Annotated in this window: 13 protein-coding genes; 4 read left to right on the forward strand and 9 right to left on the reverse strand. The window is 62.7% G+C overall.

Annotated features, from left to right (window positions below):
* Window positions 1-18: 18 nt before the first annotated feature.
* From QMG46_RS05070 to bioB, 6 genes are all read right to left on the reverse strand, one after another.
* On the reverse strand, window positions 19-2,379 hold the full coding sequence (locus QMG46_RS05070; RefSeq protein WP_281851397.1) for a TonB-dependent receptor: 2,361 nt from the start codon (window positions 2,377-2,379) through the stop codon (window positions 19-21).
* A 207-nt stretch (window positions 2,380-2,586) separates the two neighbouring features.
* The gene (gene bioC / locus QMG46_RS05075) at window positions 2,587-3,471 is read right to left on the reverse strand and encodes a malonyl-ACP O-methyltransferase BioC (protein ID WP_281851398.1); all 885 of its coding nucleotides are present in this window, start codon (window positions 3,469-3,471) and stop codon (window positions 2,587-2,589) included.
* Window positions 3,464-4,237, reverse strand: a complete 774-nt coding sequence (gene bioH, locus QMG46_RS05080) for a pimeloyl-ACP methyl ester esterase BioH (RefSeq protein ID WP_281851399.1) — start codon at window positions 4,235-4,237, stop codon at window positions 3,464-3,466. Before bioH ends, bioC begins: the two co-directional genes overlap by 8 nt.
* A complete protein-coding gene (locus tag QMG46_RS05085) occupies window positions 4,234-4,989 on the reverse strand; it encodes a sulfurtransferase (RefSeq protein ID WP_281851400.1) in 756 nt (251 codons plus the stop codon). Before QMG46_RS05085 ends, bioH begins: the two co-directional genes overlap by 4 nt.
* 132 nt (window positions 4,990-5,121) lie before the next feature.
* Window positions 5,122-6,330, reverse strand: a complete 1,209-nt coding sequence (gene bioF, locus QMG46_RS05090) for an 8-amino-7-oxononanoate synthase (protein WP_281851401.1) — start codon at window positions 6,328-6,330, stop codon at window positions 5,122-5,124.
* A gap of 41 nt (window positions 6,331-6,371) precedes the next feature.
* Window positions 6,372-7,379, reverse strand: coding sequence for a biotin synthase BioB (bioB, locus tag QMG46_RS05095; protein WP_281851402.1), 1,008 nt, complete (start codon window positions 7,377-7,379; stop codon window positions 6,372-6,374).
* A gap of 193 nt (window positions 7,380-7,572) precedes the next feature.
* Between bioB and QMG46_RS05100 the strand changes: the two genes are divergently transcribed.
* From QMG46_RS05100 to QMG46_RS05110, 3 genes are all read left to right on the forward strand, one after another.
* A complete protein-coding gene (locus tag QMG46_RS05100; RefSeq protein WP_281851403.1) occupies window positions 7,573-7,779 on the forward strand; it encodes a hypothetical protein in 207 nt (68 codons plus the stop codon).
* Window positions 7,780-7,797: 18 nt separating this feature from the next.
* On the forward strand, window positions 7,798-8,508 hold the full coding sequence (locus tag QMG46_RS05105) for a ComF family protein (RefSeq protein ID WP_281851404.1): 711 nt from the start codon (window positions 7,798-7,800) through the stop codon (window positions 8,506-8,508).
* An 81-nt stretch (window positions 8,509-8,589) separates the two neighbouring features.
* Window positions 8,590-9,288 carry an aspartate/glutamate racemase family protein gene (locus QMG46_RS05110; protein WP_281851405.1) on the forward strand — a complete coding sequence of 233 codons (699 nt, stop codon included), beginning with the start codon at window positions 8,590-8,592 and terminating at the stop codon, window positions 9,286-9,288.
* Window positions 9,289-9,291: 3 nt separating this feature from the next.
* Here QMG46_RS05110 and QMG46_RS05115 read toward each other — a convergent pair whose 3' ends face one another.
* Window positions 9,292-9,933: an HD domain-containing protein gene (locus QMG46_RS05115; protein ID WP_281851406.1), complete on the reverse strand. Its 642-nt coding sequence runs from the start codon at window positions 9,931-9,933 to the stop codon at window positions 9,292-9,294.
* 114 nt (window positions 9,934-10,047) lie between these two features.
* Between QMG46_RS05115 and QMG46_RS05120 the strand changes: the two genes are divergently transcribed.
* Window positions 10,048-11,016 (forward strand): GlxA family transcriptional regulator, encoded by a 969-nt coding sequence (locus tag QMG46_RS05120; protein WP_281851407.1) that lies wholly within the window; start codon window positions 10,048-10,050, stop codon window positions 11,014-11,016.
* A 7-nt stretch (window positions 11,017-11,023) separates the two neighbouring features.
* On the opposite strand, the gene QMG46_RS05125 is transcribed toward QMG46_RS05120, so the two are convergent.
* Window positions 11,024-12,559, reverse strand: a complete 1,536-nt coding sequence (locus QMG46_RS05125; protein ID WP_281851408.1) for a CehA/McbA family metallohydrolase — start codon at window positions 12,557-12,559, stop codon at window positions 11,024-11,026.
* A 90-nt stretch (window positions 12,560-12,649) separates the two neighbouring features.
* Window positions 12,650-15,166: a TonB-dependent receptor gene (locus QMG46_RS05130; RefSeq protein WP_281851409.1), complete on the reverse strand. Its 2,517-nt coding sequence runs from the start codon at window positions 15,164-15,166 to the stop codon at window positions 12,650-12,652.
* Window positions 15,167-15,242 lie beyond the last annotated feature (76 nt).

Consider the following 15,242-nt stretch of genomic DNA (forward strand, 5'->3'; position numbering starts at 1 on the left):
CCTCGAAAGCCCCAAGCGCTAGAAACGGATATCCAGCGTGCCGAAGGTCTGGATGGGTGCCGATGCGTGGAACACATAGATCGTGCCCTTCGGATCGGTCGGTGCGAATACGCTGTTGTCAAAGTTTGCCGCGTAGCGTTTGTTGGTCAGGTTGGTGACATTCAGCAGGATGCGTACGTCCTTGGCAAAAGCCATCGCACCGAAGTCGTAACCGGCGGCCAGATCGAACGTGGTGAAACCGCCGAAGCCCTGATCATTGGTGTACGTGTAGTAACGCTTGCCGGTGTACTTGCCGCGCAACGTCGCGAACCAGGGGCCGTAGGTGTACGTGGCCTCGCTGGCGAACAGCTTGGTCGGCGTATCGACCTGGATCTTGCCCTTGGTTGGCTCCAACACACCAGCCTGCACGTAGTCGCTGGCATAGGTCGAGCGGTTGTACGAGGCGGAGTTGTACCAGCTGAAGTGGCTCGAGGGCGTCCACAGGAAAGTCAGCTCGACGCCGTGGCTGTCTACGCCACCCACGTTATAGAACTTGTTGCCGCAGCCCGGGCCGACCGGCTGGCGCGAATCGCAGGGGTTGTACTGCAGCAGGCGGTTGTCGAAGCGAACCTTGTAGATCGCCGCCGAGGCCTGGAAGTCGCTCTGCACGATACGGTAGCCGCCTTCGAGCGTGCGCGATTCTTCCGGCTGCAGCGTTTGCTGGGCATTCCAGGTCGCCTGACTGACGGCCTGCGGACCGAGTTTGAAGCCGCCCTGGAACATGGCGATGTTCTCGGCGTAGCTGGCGAAGACTTCCTGGCCGTCGCTGATCTTGTAGTGCGCACCCAGGCCCGGCAGGAACGCGCGGCTGGCGGACAGATTGCCGGTGGCGAACTGGGCGCTGGAATTGGCCGCGATCGGTTTCACCGCGATGCCCGGCAGCGCGGTCGCATCGGAGGTCACGTGCGGGCTCTTCACGCCGAAGTCGATCGACAGTTTGTCGTCCAGCAGCTTGATGGTGTCTTGCAGGTACGCCTGACGTGTCTGCCACACAGTGCGCTGATCGAACGTCCCCACGTCAGGCTGGCCGGTCTGAAAGCTGCTGATGTCCCGCGGACCGGTCACGTCGGTGAAGTTGTAGCGCGAGGCGCTCGAAACATTGTGCTCGTACCAGACACCGCCTTCGATATGGTTGATGCCGATATCCCAACCGGCGTTGAAGATCGCGCCGGTGCGGTTGATCGTATAAAGCGTCTCGCGAATGATCAGCGGGAGTTGCTCAGGCGTACCGGGGTTGGAGAAGCTGCCGCTGTTCCAGTTGTTGCCCGAACCGGCATCCTCATGGTGATACACCTGCGCATGCAGGGTCACCGTATCGGACGGAAAGAAATCGCCGGCAAGGTAATACAGATCGTCGCTACGCAGGATCTGGCCACCGGTGAAGGCGCCGTCGGCATCCTGGTCCGGGCCGCTCTTGTCGCACAGCTTGGCGTTGAAGCTACCGCTGTTGCAGTAGGCACGGCTCAGCGCCTTCTGGAAGTTTGGCGCGTAACCGCCCCAGTTCCAGCCCAGGCCGCGAGCCAGTTCGTCCTTGGAGAGATAGAAGTCATCGGCCTGTGAGGTGCGCGACGTATCGGCGAAGGCGGTAATGCGGCCACCGTCGAACTGGTACACCGCCTTGCCGTTGAACTGCTTGGTGGTCGACTTGTTGTAGGCAGTCTGGTCGTTCCACAGGTCCGACGTCGTGCGCGAACCGGACAGGTACATCGAGAAGCCGTGGTACTCGCCCGTGTCAAAGCGGGCGAAGGTGCGACGATTCATGTCGCTGCCAAAGGTTTGGTTGATCCGTCCGCCCATCTGCTTGGACGGATCGCTCGACGTATAAGCGATGGTGCCGCCCAGATCGCTCGTCGAAGGCGTGCCCAGGTTGCCGATACCTTCGGCGATTTCGGCGCCACCCATGTTCTCCGAGATCAACGCGCGGTTGATGCTCAGACCGTTGTAGTTGTTGTAGGCACTGTCGCCCAGCGGCATGCCGTCGAGCGTGTAACCCAGGCGCGTGGAGTTGAAACCGCGCAGGCTCAGCGTCATCGACTGTTCGTTGGCGCCGAGTGCATCGATCGACTGCGCATTCACGCCGGGCAGGATGTTGAGCACCTTCTGCAGGCTGGTGCCGGGTGGCAGCGTGTCCTGGTTCTTGGTCTGGATACGCTGTACCTGACGCGATTCGCCGCTACCGACGACCGAGATGGCGTCGAGATTCTTGGCTTGATCGGCAGTGGGTTGCGTACTCGTATCGGTAGCGCTCGTATCGGTATCGTTCGGATGATTGTCCGTTGCCCGGACAGCCGTCGACAGCGCCAGGCCCAAGGCCACGGCGAGAACAGTCTTCTGCAGCACGCAAATCCCCTTCCTAAAAATTGGCGATACGTCGAACCGGCCACCGGTTCCGACGCGCTGGCTTCAAGAAGCCGGGGATGCTGTCATCTGCTAATGAAATTTTTATGACTGTGATAAGACGATGACAATCTTGCGCGAGACCTTCGCCTCGCAGGCAAGGCGGCATCTACGTTTAGACGTCCATGAAAAATTTTTCACGAACGCGCGTTAGCGCCGCCGCGATCCACGCAGACTGTCGATCGAGAAGCTGGCGATTTCGCCGCCGCCGGGACCGCGGCGGGATTGGCCGTGCGGCGGACCCCAGGCGTGGGCGGTAACGACTTCCCACGTTGCGGGAATGCGGCCGTCGCGGCGCATGGTGTCGTACGCGGCCAGCATCTGCTGGTAGTGCTTCTTGCCCATCAGGCCGCGTTCGCGCGTGGTATCGGCATTGGTGGCGCCAAGACCTTGCAGCTCCTTGAGCAGCATGCGCGGCTCGCTGTAGGTCAGCGTGAAGCGGTCTACATCCAGCACCGGATCGCGCAGCCCGGCAGCGATCATCGCGTCGCCCAGATCGTGCATATCGAGGAAGCGGCTCACATGCGGTTGCTGATCCGCCTGCGCCCAGGCGGCGCGTAATTCCTTCAGGGTATCGGGACCGAACGTGGAAAACACCAGCATGCCGCCCGGCTTGAGCACGCGCACGCATTCGCCGAACAAGGCCTGCAGATCGTCGATCCACTGGAAGCACAGGTTGGAATGCAGCACGTCGACGCTGTGGTCGGGGAAGGGGAGTGCCGTAGCCTCCGCATTCACTCGCACAAAGGGCTTGAGCCAGCTCATATGCTGTTTGGCCGCGCGCAACATCGGCAGAGCGAGATCGACCGCGATGACTTGCGACTTGGCGTAACGCTTCTTCAGCATGGCGCTGCCGCGGCCGGTGCCGGCGCCGACGTCAAGAACGCGCTCGGCCTCGCCCAGATAAAAATCCAGGCGCTCGTTCAACAGCTTCTGTACTTCCTGTTGCAAGGCATCGTGCTGTTCGTACGTCGCCGCGGCACGGCCGAAGCTGCGGCGCACCTTGGCCCGATCGACGTGGAAATCGTCACTCACCGTAAGACTCCAGCAGCGGGTTCAGTGCCGCGACCACGGCATCGGCATGGCCGAAAAACGGCGCATGTCCGGCATGATCGATCTGCGTGAAGCGCCCGCCGGCGTGCTCGGCGGACCACTGCATGGCGACGGACGAAGCCAGGCGATCGAGCCGGCCGCCGATCCAGGCATTGGGTTGCGATAGCGTGGCGATGTCTTCGCGCAGGTCGGTGACGTCGAGAATGCGGATGCCTTCCTGCAGGATGCGCAGGTCGGGCTCGCCGCGTTCGAACACCAGCGAGCGCAGGTGGCGCAACTCGCCGCGCGGATCCTTGCTGCCAATCGCCTCCAACGCCAGGAAGCGTTCGATGGTGGCGTGATAATCGGTTTCCAGATCGGTAGCCAATTGGCGCACCAGTGCCGGCTCGCTGCCGTACGGCCAGTCGGCACTGCGCGAAAACTTCGGCGTCGAACCGATCACGCCCAATGCGCGCACGCTTTGTGGCAGATCCAGTGCGGCCTGCTGCGCAATCAGGCCGCCGAGCGACCAGCCGACCCATACCGCTGGCGGCGTGGCTTCGGCGATGGCGGCAGCACAGGCATGCGGCTCCAGCGGCAGCACGCTGTCGCGCGAATAGCCATGGCCGGGAAGATCCACCACATAAAGCGTGCACCGTTCACGCAGCGCGGTTACCAGCGTCTCGAACACGCCGCCATGCATCGCCCAGCCATGCAGCAGCACCAGCGGAATCGGACCGCTGCCTTGGCGATCGATATACAGATTCATGCGTCGTCGCTTTTTTTGTCGAGCGGTGCGGGCGCCAGTTGCGGATCGACCGCACCGCGCTCATCGAATACGAAACAGTCGCCGCGCCAGTGCGCGCCGTCGGTTTCCTCGAAATATTTCAGAATCCCGCCTTCGAGCTGGTAGACGTGATCCATGCCGATGTCCTGCATATGCAGCACCGCCTTTTCGCAACGGATACCGCCCGTGCAGTACGACACCACCGTCTTGCCGGCATAGCGCTCGCGGTCGGCGGCGATGGCGCCAGGAAAGCCGGTGAAGCTGCTCAGGCGATAGTCGATGGCTTGCTCGAACAGGCCGACATCGGTTTCGTAATCGTTGCGCGTGTCCAGCAGCACCACGTCGCGGCCTTCATCGTCACGGCCGCTGTCCAGCCAGCGGCGCAGCGTTTGCGGCGTCACGGAAGGCGCGCGCGCGTTTTCCGGGCGAATCGCCGGCATGCGCATCGTGATGATTTCCTTCTTGAGGCGTACGCGCATACGGCCGAATGGAATCTCGTCGGAGACCGACTCCTTCGGTGTCAGTCCAGCGAAGCGGGAATCTTCGCGCAGCCAGTCCATGAAACCGTCCACCGCCTCGCGCGGGCCGGCCAGGAACAGGTTGATCCCCTCCGGCGCCAGCAGGATGGTGCCCTTGAGCGCCAACAGGTCGCAGCGTTCGAGCAGGCGCTCGCGCAGCGCCGGGAGGTCGTCCAGGCTGACGAAGCGATAAGCGGAGAGGTTGACGATCGACATGCGGGGATACGGCGGATAAGGAGCGCAATTATAAGGGCTGAGGTTCAAGAGCGCCCCCTCACCCCAACCCTCTCCCCCGGCAGAGCCAGGGGAGAGGGAGCAAGAGCGCGCAAGATTGAAGATTTGCCTCAGTCAGCCCCCTCTCCCCTGGCTTTGCCGGGGGAGAGGGCTGGGGTGAGGGGGCCGCGAAGCGAAGCGAGCCAACGCCTCCAACAAACGGTCCACATGTTCATCCGCGTGAGCCGCCGATAACGTAATCCGCAAACGCGCCTTGCCTCGCGGCACCGTAGGCGGCCGAATGGCGGTAACCATGAAACCCTCCGCCTCCAGGACTCGCGCGGCCTCCAGTGCCGTTGCCGCCTCACCCAACAGCAGCGGTTGAATGGCCGTCATCGAAGGTAGCAAGGACAAGCCAAGCTGCGCCGCGCCTGCCCGAAAACGAGCGATCAGGCTCCCAAGCCGTTCGCGCCGCCAGGATTCCCGTCGCGCCACCTGCACCGCCGTCAACGTCGCCGCAGCGAGCGCGGGCGGTGTGGCAGTGGTGTAGATATAGGGGCGGGCGGTTTGCAGCAGGCCGTCGATCAAGGACGCCGAGCCAGCGACAAAGGCACCATAGCAGCCGAGCGCCTTGCCCAGGGTCGCCATCAATACCGGCACCTGCTGCTGACCGAGTCCGGCAGCTTCGACGCTGCCTGCCCCGTCTTTGCCGAGTACGCCTAGACCATGCGCGTCGTCGACCATCAGCGTCGCGTTTTGGGCCTCACATAGCGTAGCCAGTTCGCTCAGCGGAGCGATGTCGCCATCCATGCTGAAGACGCCATCGGTTGCCAGCAACGCGGGAACGTCGCCAGCTGTCGCCAGTTGTCGTGAGGCGCTGGCTACATCGGCATGCACATAGCGCGCGAGCGTGGCTCCGCTCAGGCTGGCGCCATCGAGCAGGCACGCATGATTGAGCTTGTCCTGCACGCACAGGTCGCCGTCGCGCAGCAGCGCTTGCAAGGTGCCCAGGTTCGCCATGTAGCCGGAGGAAAACAACAGCGCGCGTTCGCGCCCGGTCCATTCGGCCAAGACCTGTTCCAGCGCCGCGTGTTCCGCGCGATGCCCACAGATCAGATGGGCTGAGCCGCTGCCTGCGCTGTTGGCTCGACGCAGCTGTGCAACCACGTCCGGATGCTGCGAAAGACCGAGATAGTCGTTACTGCAAAACGACAGCAATCGTTTGTTTCCGACCCATACCCACGGGCCTTCCACGCGATCGATCGTGCGCAGACGACGCGTGAGTTGGTCATGCTCGCGTGCGGCAGTGCGTTCGGCGAGGCGTGTGAGCAGGTCGTTACGCATGAAGAGGTTCAGGGAGCGGTATCAGCCGCGCCCTGACTGGCTTACGCAGCGCAATGCTCAAGAATGTCCGCGTGTACCGTCTCGGACGTCTCCACGATTTCCATCGGATGCAGATCCAGCCGCGCAAACAGCTGGCGATCGTGTTCGACATCCGGATTGCCGGTGGTCAGCAACTTCTCGCCGTAGAAAATCGAGTTGGCACCGGCGAAGAAACACAGGGCCTGCGTGGCGTCGTCCATATCCTGGCGCCCCGCCGACAGGCGCACCATCGAGGTGGGCATCATGATGCGGGCGACGGCGATCGTGCGTACGAACTCGAACGGATCGAGCGCCTGCGTACCGTCCAGCGGCGTGCCCTTGACCTGCACAAGCTGATTGATCGGCACCGACTCGGGATGCTCAGGCAGATTCGCCAGGGTCTGCAGCAGGCCGGCGCGCTGGCTCGGCGTTTCGCCCATGCCGACGATGCCGCCACAACAGGTCTTCAGGCCGGCTTCGCGCACGTGTTCAAGCGTATCGAGGCGGTCCTGGTATCGGCGCGTATGGATGATCTCGCCATAGAACTCCGGCGCGGTATCCAGGTTGTGGTTGTAGTAGTCCAGTCCGGCGGCCTTGAGTGTTTCGGCCTGCGGGCCATTGAGCATGCCCAGCGTGGCGCAGGTTTCCAGACCCAGAGCCTTCACAGCGGAGACGATTTCGGCAACTTTGACGACATCGCGGTCCTTCGGGCTGCGCCACGCGGCGCCCATGCAGAAACGACTGGCGCCGGCGTCTTTCGCCGCCTGTGCGCGCGCCACCACGGACTCGACGCTCATCAGCTTCTGCGCCTGCACACCCGTGTCGTAACGCGCTGCCTGCGGGCAGTACGCGCAGTCTTCGGGGCAACCGCCGGTCTTGATCGACAGCAAGGTGGACACCTGCACGGCGTTCGGGTCGTGGTGCTCGCGGTGCACCGAATGCGCCCGATGCAGCAATTCGTTGAACGGCAGCGCGAACAGCGCGGCGACTTCGTCGCGGGTCCAGTCGTGGCGAACGGCGGCTTCGACCATGGGCTTGCTACTCCGGGGATACGGGAAGCGCGACAGTCTGACAGGGAGGGCTTTCATGTCAACTGAGTAGTGAGTCATGTAGTTGACGAAGATCATTTACTCTTTGTAATACATGGGCTTAATCGTGTCCCTGGCGAGCTTTGAAGCCGTAGCCGTTATGATGGCCTTCTATCGAGCCCAAGGAGATCGAGCGATGAGTGCAGGACAAGGCAGCACCGGCAACGTGCTTGCGGCCATCTGCAGTTTTTTCATTCCCGGCCTGGGGCAACTGGTCCAGGGACGCCTGTTGAAGGCTTTCATCATGTTTGTACTGGCCGGCATCCTGTGGATCTTCTGGCTGGGCTGGATCATCCATCTGTGGTCGATTCTCGACGCGGCGCTGTTCAAGCCGCAGGGCTGAACCCAAGGGGGCAAGCGCATGGATGCGCCAATATGGTGGAAGAAACTCTCGCGGTTGGGCCTGCCCTGGCGCTGCCAGCTTTGCGGCGCTCCCGGTGCCGACGGCATCGACCTTTGCGACGGTTGCATCGCCGATCTGCCTCGAAACACGAGCTGTTGCGCGCGCTGCGCCTTGCCGCTGGCATCGCCGATTGCGCTCTGCGGCGCATGCCAGCGTAGACCGCCGCCGTGGGATGCAGCCTGGTCCCCGTTCGTTTATGGCTGGCCGCTCGATCGGCTGGAGGCGCGCTTCAAGTTCGGCGGCGATCTTGCCTGCGGCCGCAGCCTGGCAAGGCTGTGGCGCGATATGCCCATGCCGCTTGATCGGCCTGAATTGATCCTGCCGGTGCCACTGCATCGTCAACGTCTGCGGGAGCGCGGCTACAACCAGGCACTGGAGCTGGCCAGGCCCCTGGCGCGTGCGTTGTCCGTGCCGCTGCGCCATGACGTACTGCTGCGCAACCGCGCCAGTGCGCCGCAAACCGAACTCGATGCACGGGCACGACAACGCAACGTGCGTAAAGCGTTTGCGTTGAAACCTGCAGCGGCGCTGCCAGCGCATGTCGTCATCGTCGACGACGTCATGACTACCGGTGCCACGTTGGCCGAATGCGCGCGCACGGTGAAGCGCGCCGGAGTGGCACGTGTGGATGTCTGGGCGTTGGCACGAGCACCGGCACGGCGTGGCTGACCCCTGTCTGCGGACAGGCATCAGCCTCGCGCTATTATCCTGGATCGAGTCAGCGCTCTGTCGCGTGATCAGGAAGGGATCATGAAAACTATCGGCATCATCGGCGGCATGAGCTGGGAATCGTCGGCGGCGTATTACCGCCTGATCAATCAGCACGCCAAGTCACGTCTGGGCGGACACCACAATGCGCGCTCGTTGATGGTGACGGTGGACTTTGCGCCGATCGAAGCCGCGCAGCGTGCCGGCGATTGGGATGGTCTGGGCTATCAGCTCGCTGCGGCTGCGTCACAGCTCGAACGCGGCGGAGCCCATATCGTGCTGTTGGCGACCAATACCATGCATCGTGTGCATGAGGCGATCGAGAAGGCGATTGCTGTTCCTTTCCTGCACATCGCCGATCCGACCGGCACCGCCCTGCAGGTCGCTGGTGTCGAGAAAGTGGCGCTGCTCGGTACGCGCTATACGATGGAGCAGGATTTCTATATCGGTCGTCTGCAAAACAAGTTCGGTCTGGACGTTCTGGTTCCCGATGAAGCGCAGCGTGGCGACGTGCATCGCATCATCTACGACGAGCTCTGCCATGGCGATATTCGCGCCGCCTCACGCGATGTCTATCGAGGCATCATCGATGTCCTGGCGGCACGAGGTGCGCAGGCGGTCATTCTCGGCTGCACCGAAATCGGGCTGCTGATCCAGCCCGAAGATGCGGTGCTGCCCTTGTTCGACACCGCCGCATTGCATGCGCAGGCGGCGGTCGACTGGTCGATCGATACGAAATAGGGTTCAGCCCGGCCAGGCCGAGCCGCGGATCACGCTGCAGAAATTGCCGCGCACGAAGCGGGCATCCTTGTCGGCCAGCACGTCGGCCTTCACGTTGCCGAAGGTCGTTTCCGGCTTGTGATGGATGCCGTCGTAGAAGGTCTGGATGATGTCTTCCTTGAAGTGCTCGCTGCGTGGGTGCGCATGCACGACTGCCTCGCGCTCGGCGTCGCTGTAGTCGGGGTAGGTAAGCCCCAGCACATCCATTTCGACACCTGCGGTCACCAACGCGATGACCGGGTGCATGTGCTGCGGAATGCCCGGCGTGGTGTGCAATGCAATTGCCGTCCACACCGTATCGATATCGTTCTGCGCGATACCGTGCCGGCGCAGAAAATCGCGCGCCGCATTGGCGCCGTCGACTTCGAAGCGCTCGTTGCTGCTGCTGTGCTTCGCGGTCAGGCCCATGTCGTGAAACATGGCGCCGGTATAGAGCAGTTCGGGGTCGAACGAGAGGCCGCGATGTTTGCCTGCCAGGGCGCCGAAGTAGTACACGCGGCTGGAATGGTGGAAAAGCAGTGGCGACTCGGTATCGCGCACAAGCTCGGTCACTTCGCGCGCCAGCGCGCTGTCGGGGATGCGAATGCCGTCGATGGAAAGGCTCATGGCCTGGCTCCGGTTGGGGTGTAACGACAGGCTAGAACCCTGCTATCGTGTCCTCAATCGACGTGGCACGTCGAATTCTGCCATTTACGTGCCGGGACAGCCGCAGGAGCCGTGATGACTCATAAGCCGCGTGTGATCGCCATGCTGGCCACGCCAGGCGTGCAGTTGCTCGACGTGGCCGGTCCGCTGGATGTCTTTGCCGAGGCCAACGTGCAGGCCGGCCTCGCACTTTATGAGCCGCGGGTCGTCGCCACGCGAGCGGGTGAGTTGCGTAGCTCATCGGGCGTGCGGCTGGCGCCCGATAGCGTGCTCGGCCGGGGCGACGACCAACGTTTCGATACCTTGCTGGTGGCCGGTTCGCCGCATGCCGATCAGGAGCAATTTACACCGCCAACGCTGGAATGGCTGCGCCGCCATGCGCGCATCGCGCGCCGTTACGGCTCGGTATGCAGTGGTGCGTTCATGCTGGCCGCGGCCGGCTTGCTGGAGCGCCGCCGTGTCACCACGCATTGGGCGGTTGCCGAACGGCTGGCAAGCGAGTATCCGGGGACTCAGGTCGATGTCGATGCGATTTTCGTGCGCGACGGCAAGCTGCGCACCGCTGCCGGCGTCACCGCGGGCCTGGACATGGCCTTGGCGCTGGTCGAGGAAGACCACGGGCACGAACTGGCGACCGCGGTGGCCGCGCAACTGGTGATGTTCTTTCGCCGGCCAGGTGGGCAGCTATCGTTTAGCCGCCACGGAGAGGCCGTGCCGGCGGGGCGCTCGGCCTTGCAGGAGGTGCAGCGCTGGGTTGCCGCCCATCCTGCGGAAGATCACAGCATCGCGGCGTTGTCCGCACGGATGCATCTGAGTCCACGCCATTTTGCACGACTGTTTCGCAGCGAAGTCGGCATGACGCCGGCCGCCTGGGTGGAGGCGTCGCGTATTGCCAACGCGCGGCGCTTGCTGGAAGGCGAGCATGCCGCGCCCAAACAAGTGGCCGCGCTGTGCGGGTTTGCGGATGCCGATACGCTGCGACGCGCATTTCGCCGGCATGTCGGTATCACACCGGCGGAATATCGCAAACGCTACACCGGCTGACCGCGCACTACGACTTGAAATCGATATAGATCGGGTTGCCGATCAGCAACAACTTGCCCGAGGCATCTCTCACCTCGACACGCATCCAGTGTGGTGCGCCGTCGGCACTCCAGCGGAAAGGCAGGTGTCGATCCGCGCTGTCGATCGCCATCTCTCCTTGCGGCAGCGGCTTGCCATCCAGCAGCACCACGACGTGTGCATCGGCGACGTGTGTGACATGCGCGTCGAAATCGACGGCTGTGCCGGCGCCGGCAACGAGGTTTCCACCCATATCCGCTTGCCGGTCACCGGACCGGGCATGCCATTCGAGCAAACGATCACGACTGCCTTGCACGTCGATAAAAACCTGCCCGGAGCGGATGCCGTCGAGAATCGCCGGCATCGACAACGCCTGCGCATGCACTACGGTGGTCGGTATGCCGGTGGGATTGCTACCAATCCCGGGGGCATCCTGGAAGGCATTGTGATTATCGCTGCCGCCAATGCCGGTCAGGCGATACCCCTTTGCCAGCTGCTGTTCCCAGAACGGCAGGGCTGACGACGGTGTGTCCGCATCGCTGCCGTTGACGATCTCGATGGCTTGCACGCTTCGCATGTCGATCGGCGGCTCGGCGGTCCAGCCGCAGCCCATGCAGGCTTCGCCGCTGGGACGAATCGCATGGTTGATCGACAGCAGACCATGCAGCGGCACTAGCGCCTTAGCCAGCGCGTTCCAATCCGGGACCTCCTTGCTGCCGACGCGAAAGTCGACCGGAGCTGTCGTACCGAACAGATTGGCGTGACCGCTGAAGGTGGTGATCTCACGCCCCGGTATCAGCAGCAGGCGGTCGAAGTACGGTTGCAACTCGAGCATCGCGTTCGCGTGCGACACCGTGTTGTGGTCCGTCATCGCGATGAAGTCCAGGCCGCGCTGCGCGGCAGCCTGCACCGTGAAGAACAACGGGCAAGGAACCTTCACGCCGCTCTGGCTTTTGCAGCTTCCGTCGCTATGGGCCGTGTGCATGTGCAGATCACCCCGATACCAGCCGGCTTCATCGCGCAATGGCGGATGCAACACCGTCGGCATCCACGCAGGATCCGTCGCGTGGCCGAACCAGATGCGCGCATCGTAGGTCGCATGGCTGGTCTGGCGAATATTGGGTATGCCGAGCACGAGCGTCCAACGCCCGGCGCGTATCGCCCCCGGCAGATAGGACGGCGTGGCATCGGTGGCCGAGACGGTGAACAGGTGCTTGCTGCCGCCGCTCCAGCCACGAAAACCATCCTGGCCACGGAAGCCGTCCGGGCCGAGCAACCCCAGGTCGATCGTCGTGCGCTCCGTATCGTGGCCGGTGTAATCGAACTGCACGGTGATGCGTGTTGTACCCGCCGGGACGTCGAACGGCAGGTTGCGGTAGGTGTGGTTCTCGTGGCCTTCCAGCGTGCCGTGCAACACCACGTCGGGTGTCTGGGCGTCGGCGGCGTGGCTGCTTTCCAGCACACCGAGCAGCATGATCAAAAGGGCAAAGAGGTTGACGAGCAGACGCAGGGGACGCTGATTCATGGGGTCATACCAAGGGGACTGTCATAAACGAGCCATTGGCGACGTCGAGGTAGATAACCGATCCACCTCGACGTCACCTCGGGTCATGCGTCAGAAGCGATACATGATGGCCGCACGGTAGGCACGCCCAAGAATCGGGCGGGCGATAAACGTATTGGCCCCTGCGTCGGCGCTCTGCAATTCACCGGCGCGCGGGTTGCCTTCGGTCAGGCCCTCGGAGTTGGTGATGTTGTCCACGTAGAAGTACAGCGAACAGATTCGCGAGATGTCATAACGCGCGCTGGCGCTGAGCACGTCGTACGAAGGCAGCCGTACCGAGTTGGCCGTATCCACAAATCGCGCGCCTTCGTATTCGTAGGCCAGCTGCAGTCGCAGCCTGCCATCGAGCAGATTCACGCCGGGCACGATGCGGTAGCTCACCTTGGGCACACGGATCAGCTGGTTGTCGACGAAATCTCGCAGCACCGGCGCGCCATTGACCAGTTCGGTATAGGTCAGGTTCTTGTATTCGGGATCCTGCAGTGTGCCGGTGACCTGCACGTCGAACCACTTGGTCGGATACCAGGTGCCTTCCAGCTCCAGACCGGTGGTCTTGGTATTGGCATAACCCTGCTGCACGGTCGATGCGCCCGAGTTCGGATCAAAGACGTAGTTGCTGAACGACACGTCGTTGTACTTGGTATAGAACGCGGTCGCGTACAGGTCCAACTGGCGATCCGAATACTTGTAGCCCACCTCGCCCAGTTTCATCGTCTGCGTCAGCGGGGTGGCGCTGGGGCTGGTGATGTAGGTGCTCAGGTTGGGCAGGCGAAAGGTCGGCGTCCAGCGCGCGAACAGGCCCTGGCGATCGGAGAACTGCCAGTTTGCCCCAAGGGTCCAGCCGAGCTTGTTGAAGGTGTGATCCCAGGCCGTGTACTGCCCGTTGCCCTCGATGATCTGCGACGTCGCGGGCGTGCCCAGGTTGACCGTCTGTTTCAGCTCGGTGTTGCCGCGAGTGTTGACCTGCTCCCAGCGAGCGCCGGCGTCGATACGCAGCTTGTCGGTCACCTGCCATTCGTCCGAAACGTAAAACGCGTTCGTGGTCGAAATGCCGCTGGCGTTCTCCCACTCGTAACCGTATTTGTAGATGCCGTGATCGGTCAGCGTGGATACCGGCTGGCCGGCTGCATTGACGGCGACCAGGTCGAGCAGGCGCGCGTTGTCCTGCGTGTCCAGCAGCACGGTTGACGAGTAGCGGCTGAACGACTGGTCGAAGCGCGCGTAGTAGTAGCCGAACGTCACGTCGTGGCTCTGATCGCCGATATCGAACTTGCGCATGAAGCGCGTGTCGTTGATCAGCTCCTTCACCGGCATCGTCACGCCGCGCAGGCCGCCGATGATGACCAGGCCGTTGCCGTTCTGATTGGCGTTGTTGAATACCTGGGAAGGGTTGTCGACGTAACGCAGTTGCAGCGCGGTCGCGCCAGCCGGCATCGACGACTTGGCGGAGGCAAGAAACGTATCGGCGCTCTCCACGGTATTGGGGAACATGCCGTTTCGCTGGGTATGCGTGTCGTCGTAACGCAGCGATTCGGCCAGCTTCCAATCGTCGCCCAGGTCGTAGTCGAACTTGAGCGTCAGCTGGTCGCGTTTGACGTGCGTGCCTTCGCTATTGTCGAAGTTGTAAAGGCTACCGTCGCCTTCCTTCATCTGGATGTGTTCGGTTTCCGGGCCGGCCAGCGTGCCGAAGTTGCCGTCAAAACCGGGCACGGCGCGGATCTTGCCGTCGGGATAGGTGCGCATCGGGATGCCGAGATACAGCGCCACCTTGTCGTCCAGGTGCTTGTAGTCGACGCTGAAGCGACCGTGCTCGAAATCCTTGGCCAGATTCACGCGAAACTGGCCGCCCTCGTCGGCGTTGAAACCCGGATCGCGAATACCGCTGTCGATGCGGTAAAAGCCGCCCAGGCCCAGCTTCCAGCCGTCACCGATGGGCGTGCCGTACCACATGTCGGCACGGCTGAGTCCGTAGTCGCCGACCGTGTACTTGAAGATGCCTTCAGGCGTGTCACCAACCTGGCGTGGAATGAAGTTGATCGCACCAGCCGGCGCGTTCGAATAGAACACCGACGATGGGCCGCCGCGCACGACTTCGATGCGCTCGATGGTTTCATCCAGTCGAAAGGCCTGATCGGCATTGAGATAGCCGAGCGCCGGATCATGCTGTACCGGGATACCGTCTTCGAGCAGATTGACCGAGCCGAAGCCATCCACCGGAATACCGCGCGCACGAATATTGCCGCTGGCTTCGCCACCCGATGCCTCGACCCAGAAGCCGGGGACCGATTTCATCGCTTCGGTCACTGATGTGGGGGCTTGCATGCGCAACCGGTCTTCATCGATCGTGGTAATCGAATAACTGGTTTGTGCTTTCGTGCGTGTCTCAACACCGGAGCGGGCGGTTACGACGATGCTGTCGAGGTTTTTCGCGTCCTTGGTGCTTTTGTCGCTCGTGGTTGCGGCGCTCGCATCGGGAGCTTGTTGCGCGGAAACGTGAAAGGTCGCGCTGGCCATCGTGCCTGCCAGGATGGCAAGGCCAATGGCCCGGGAAAGTGAGGTGGTACGCAAGGCGGTAACTCCGGGAATGGGTGGGGATTCACGGAGCCGCGCACACGCCCACGCCGATCACGCCATCAAGGCGATC

Source organism: Dyella sp. GSA-30, assembly GCF_027924605.1.
Classification (GTDB): Bacteria; Pseudomonadota; Gammaproteobacteria; order Xanthomonadales; family Rhodanobacteraceae; genus GSA-30.

Coding starts and splice junctions, on each gene's coding strand:
- bioH (WP_281851399.1), bottom strand. CDS start 4,237: ATGAATCTGTATATCGATCGCCAAGGCAGCGGTCCGATTCCGCTGGTG.
- QMG46_RS05085 (WP_281851400.1), bottom strand. CDS start 4,989: ATGTCGATCGTCAACCTCTCCGCTTATCGCTTCGTCAGCCTGGACGAC.
- bioF (WP_281851401.1), bottom strand. CDS start 6,330: ATGCGTAACGACCTGCTCACACGCCTCGCCGAACGCACTGCCGCACGC.
- bioB (WP_281851402.1), bottom strand. CDS start 7,379: ATGGTCGAAGCCGCCGTTCGCCACGACTGGACCCGCGACGAAGTCGCC.
- QMG46_RS05100 (WP_281851403.1), top strand. CDS start 7,573: ATGAGTGCAGGACAAGGCAGCACCGGCAACGTGCTTGCGGCCATCTGC.
- QMG46_RS05105 (WP_281851404.1), top strand. CDS start 7,798: ATGGATGCGCCAATATGGTGGAAGAAACTCTCGCGGTTGGGCCTGCCC.
- QMG46_RS05110 (WP_281851405.1), top strand. CDS start 8,590: ATGAAAACTATCGGCATCATCGGCGGCATGAGCTGGGAATCGTCGGCG.
- QMG46_RS05115 (WP_281851406.1), bottom strand. CDS start 9,933: ATGAGCCTTTCCATCGACGGCATTCGCATCCCCGACAGCGCGCTGGCG.
- QMG46_RS05120 (WP_281851407.1), top strand. CDS start 10,048: ATGACTCATAAGCCGCGTGTGATCGCCATGCTGGCCACGCCAGGCGTG.
- QMG46_RS05125 (WP_281851408.1), bottom strand. CDS start 12,559: ATGAATCAGCGTCCCCTGCGTCTGCTCGTCAACCTCTTTGCCCTTTTG.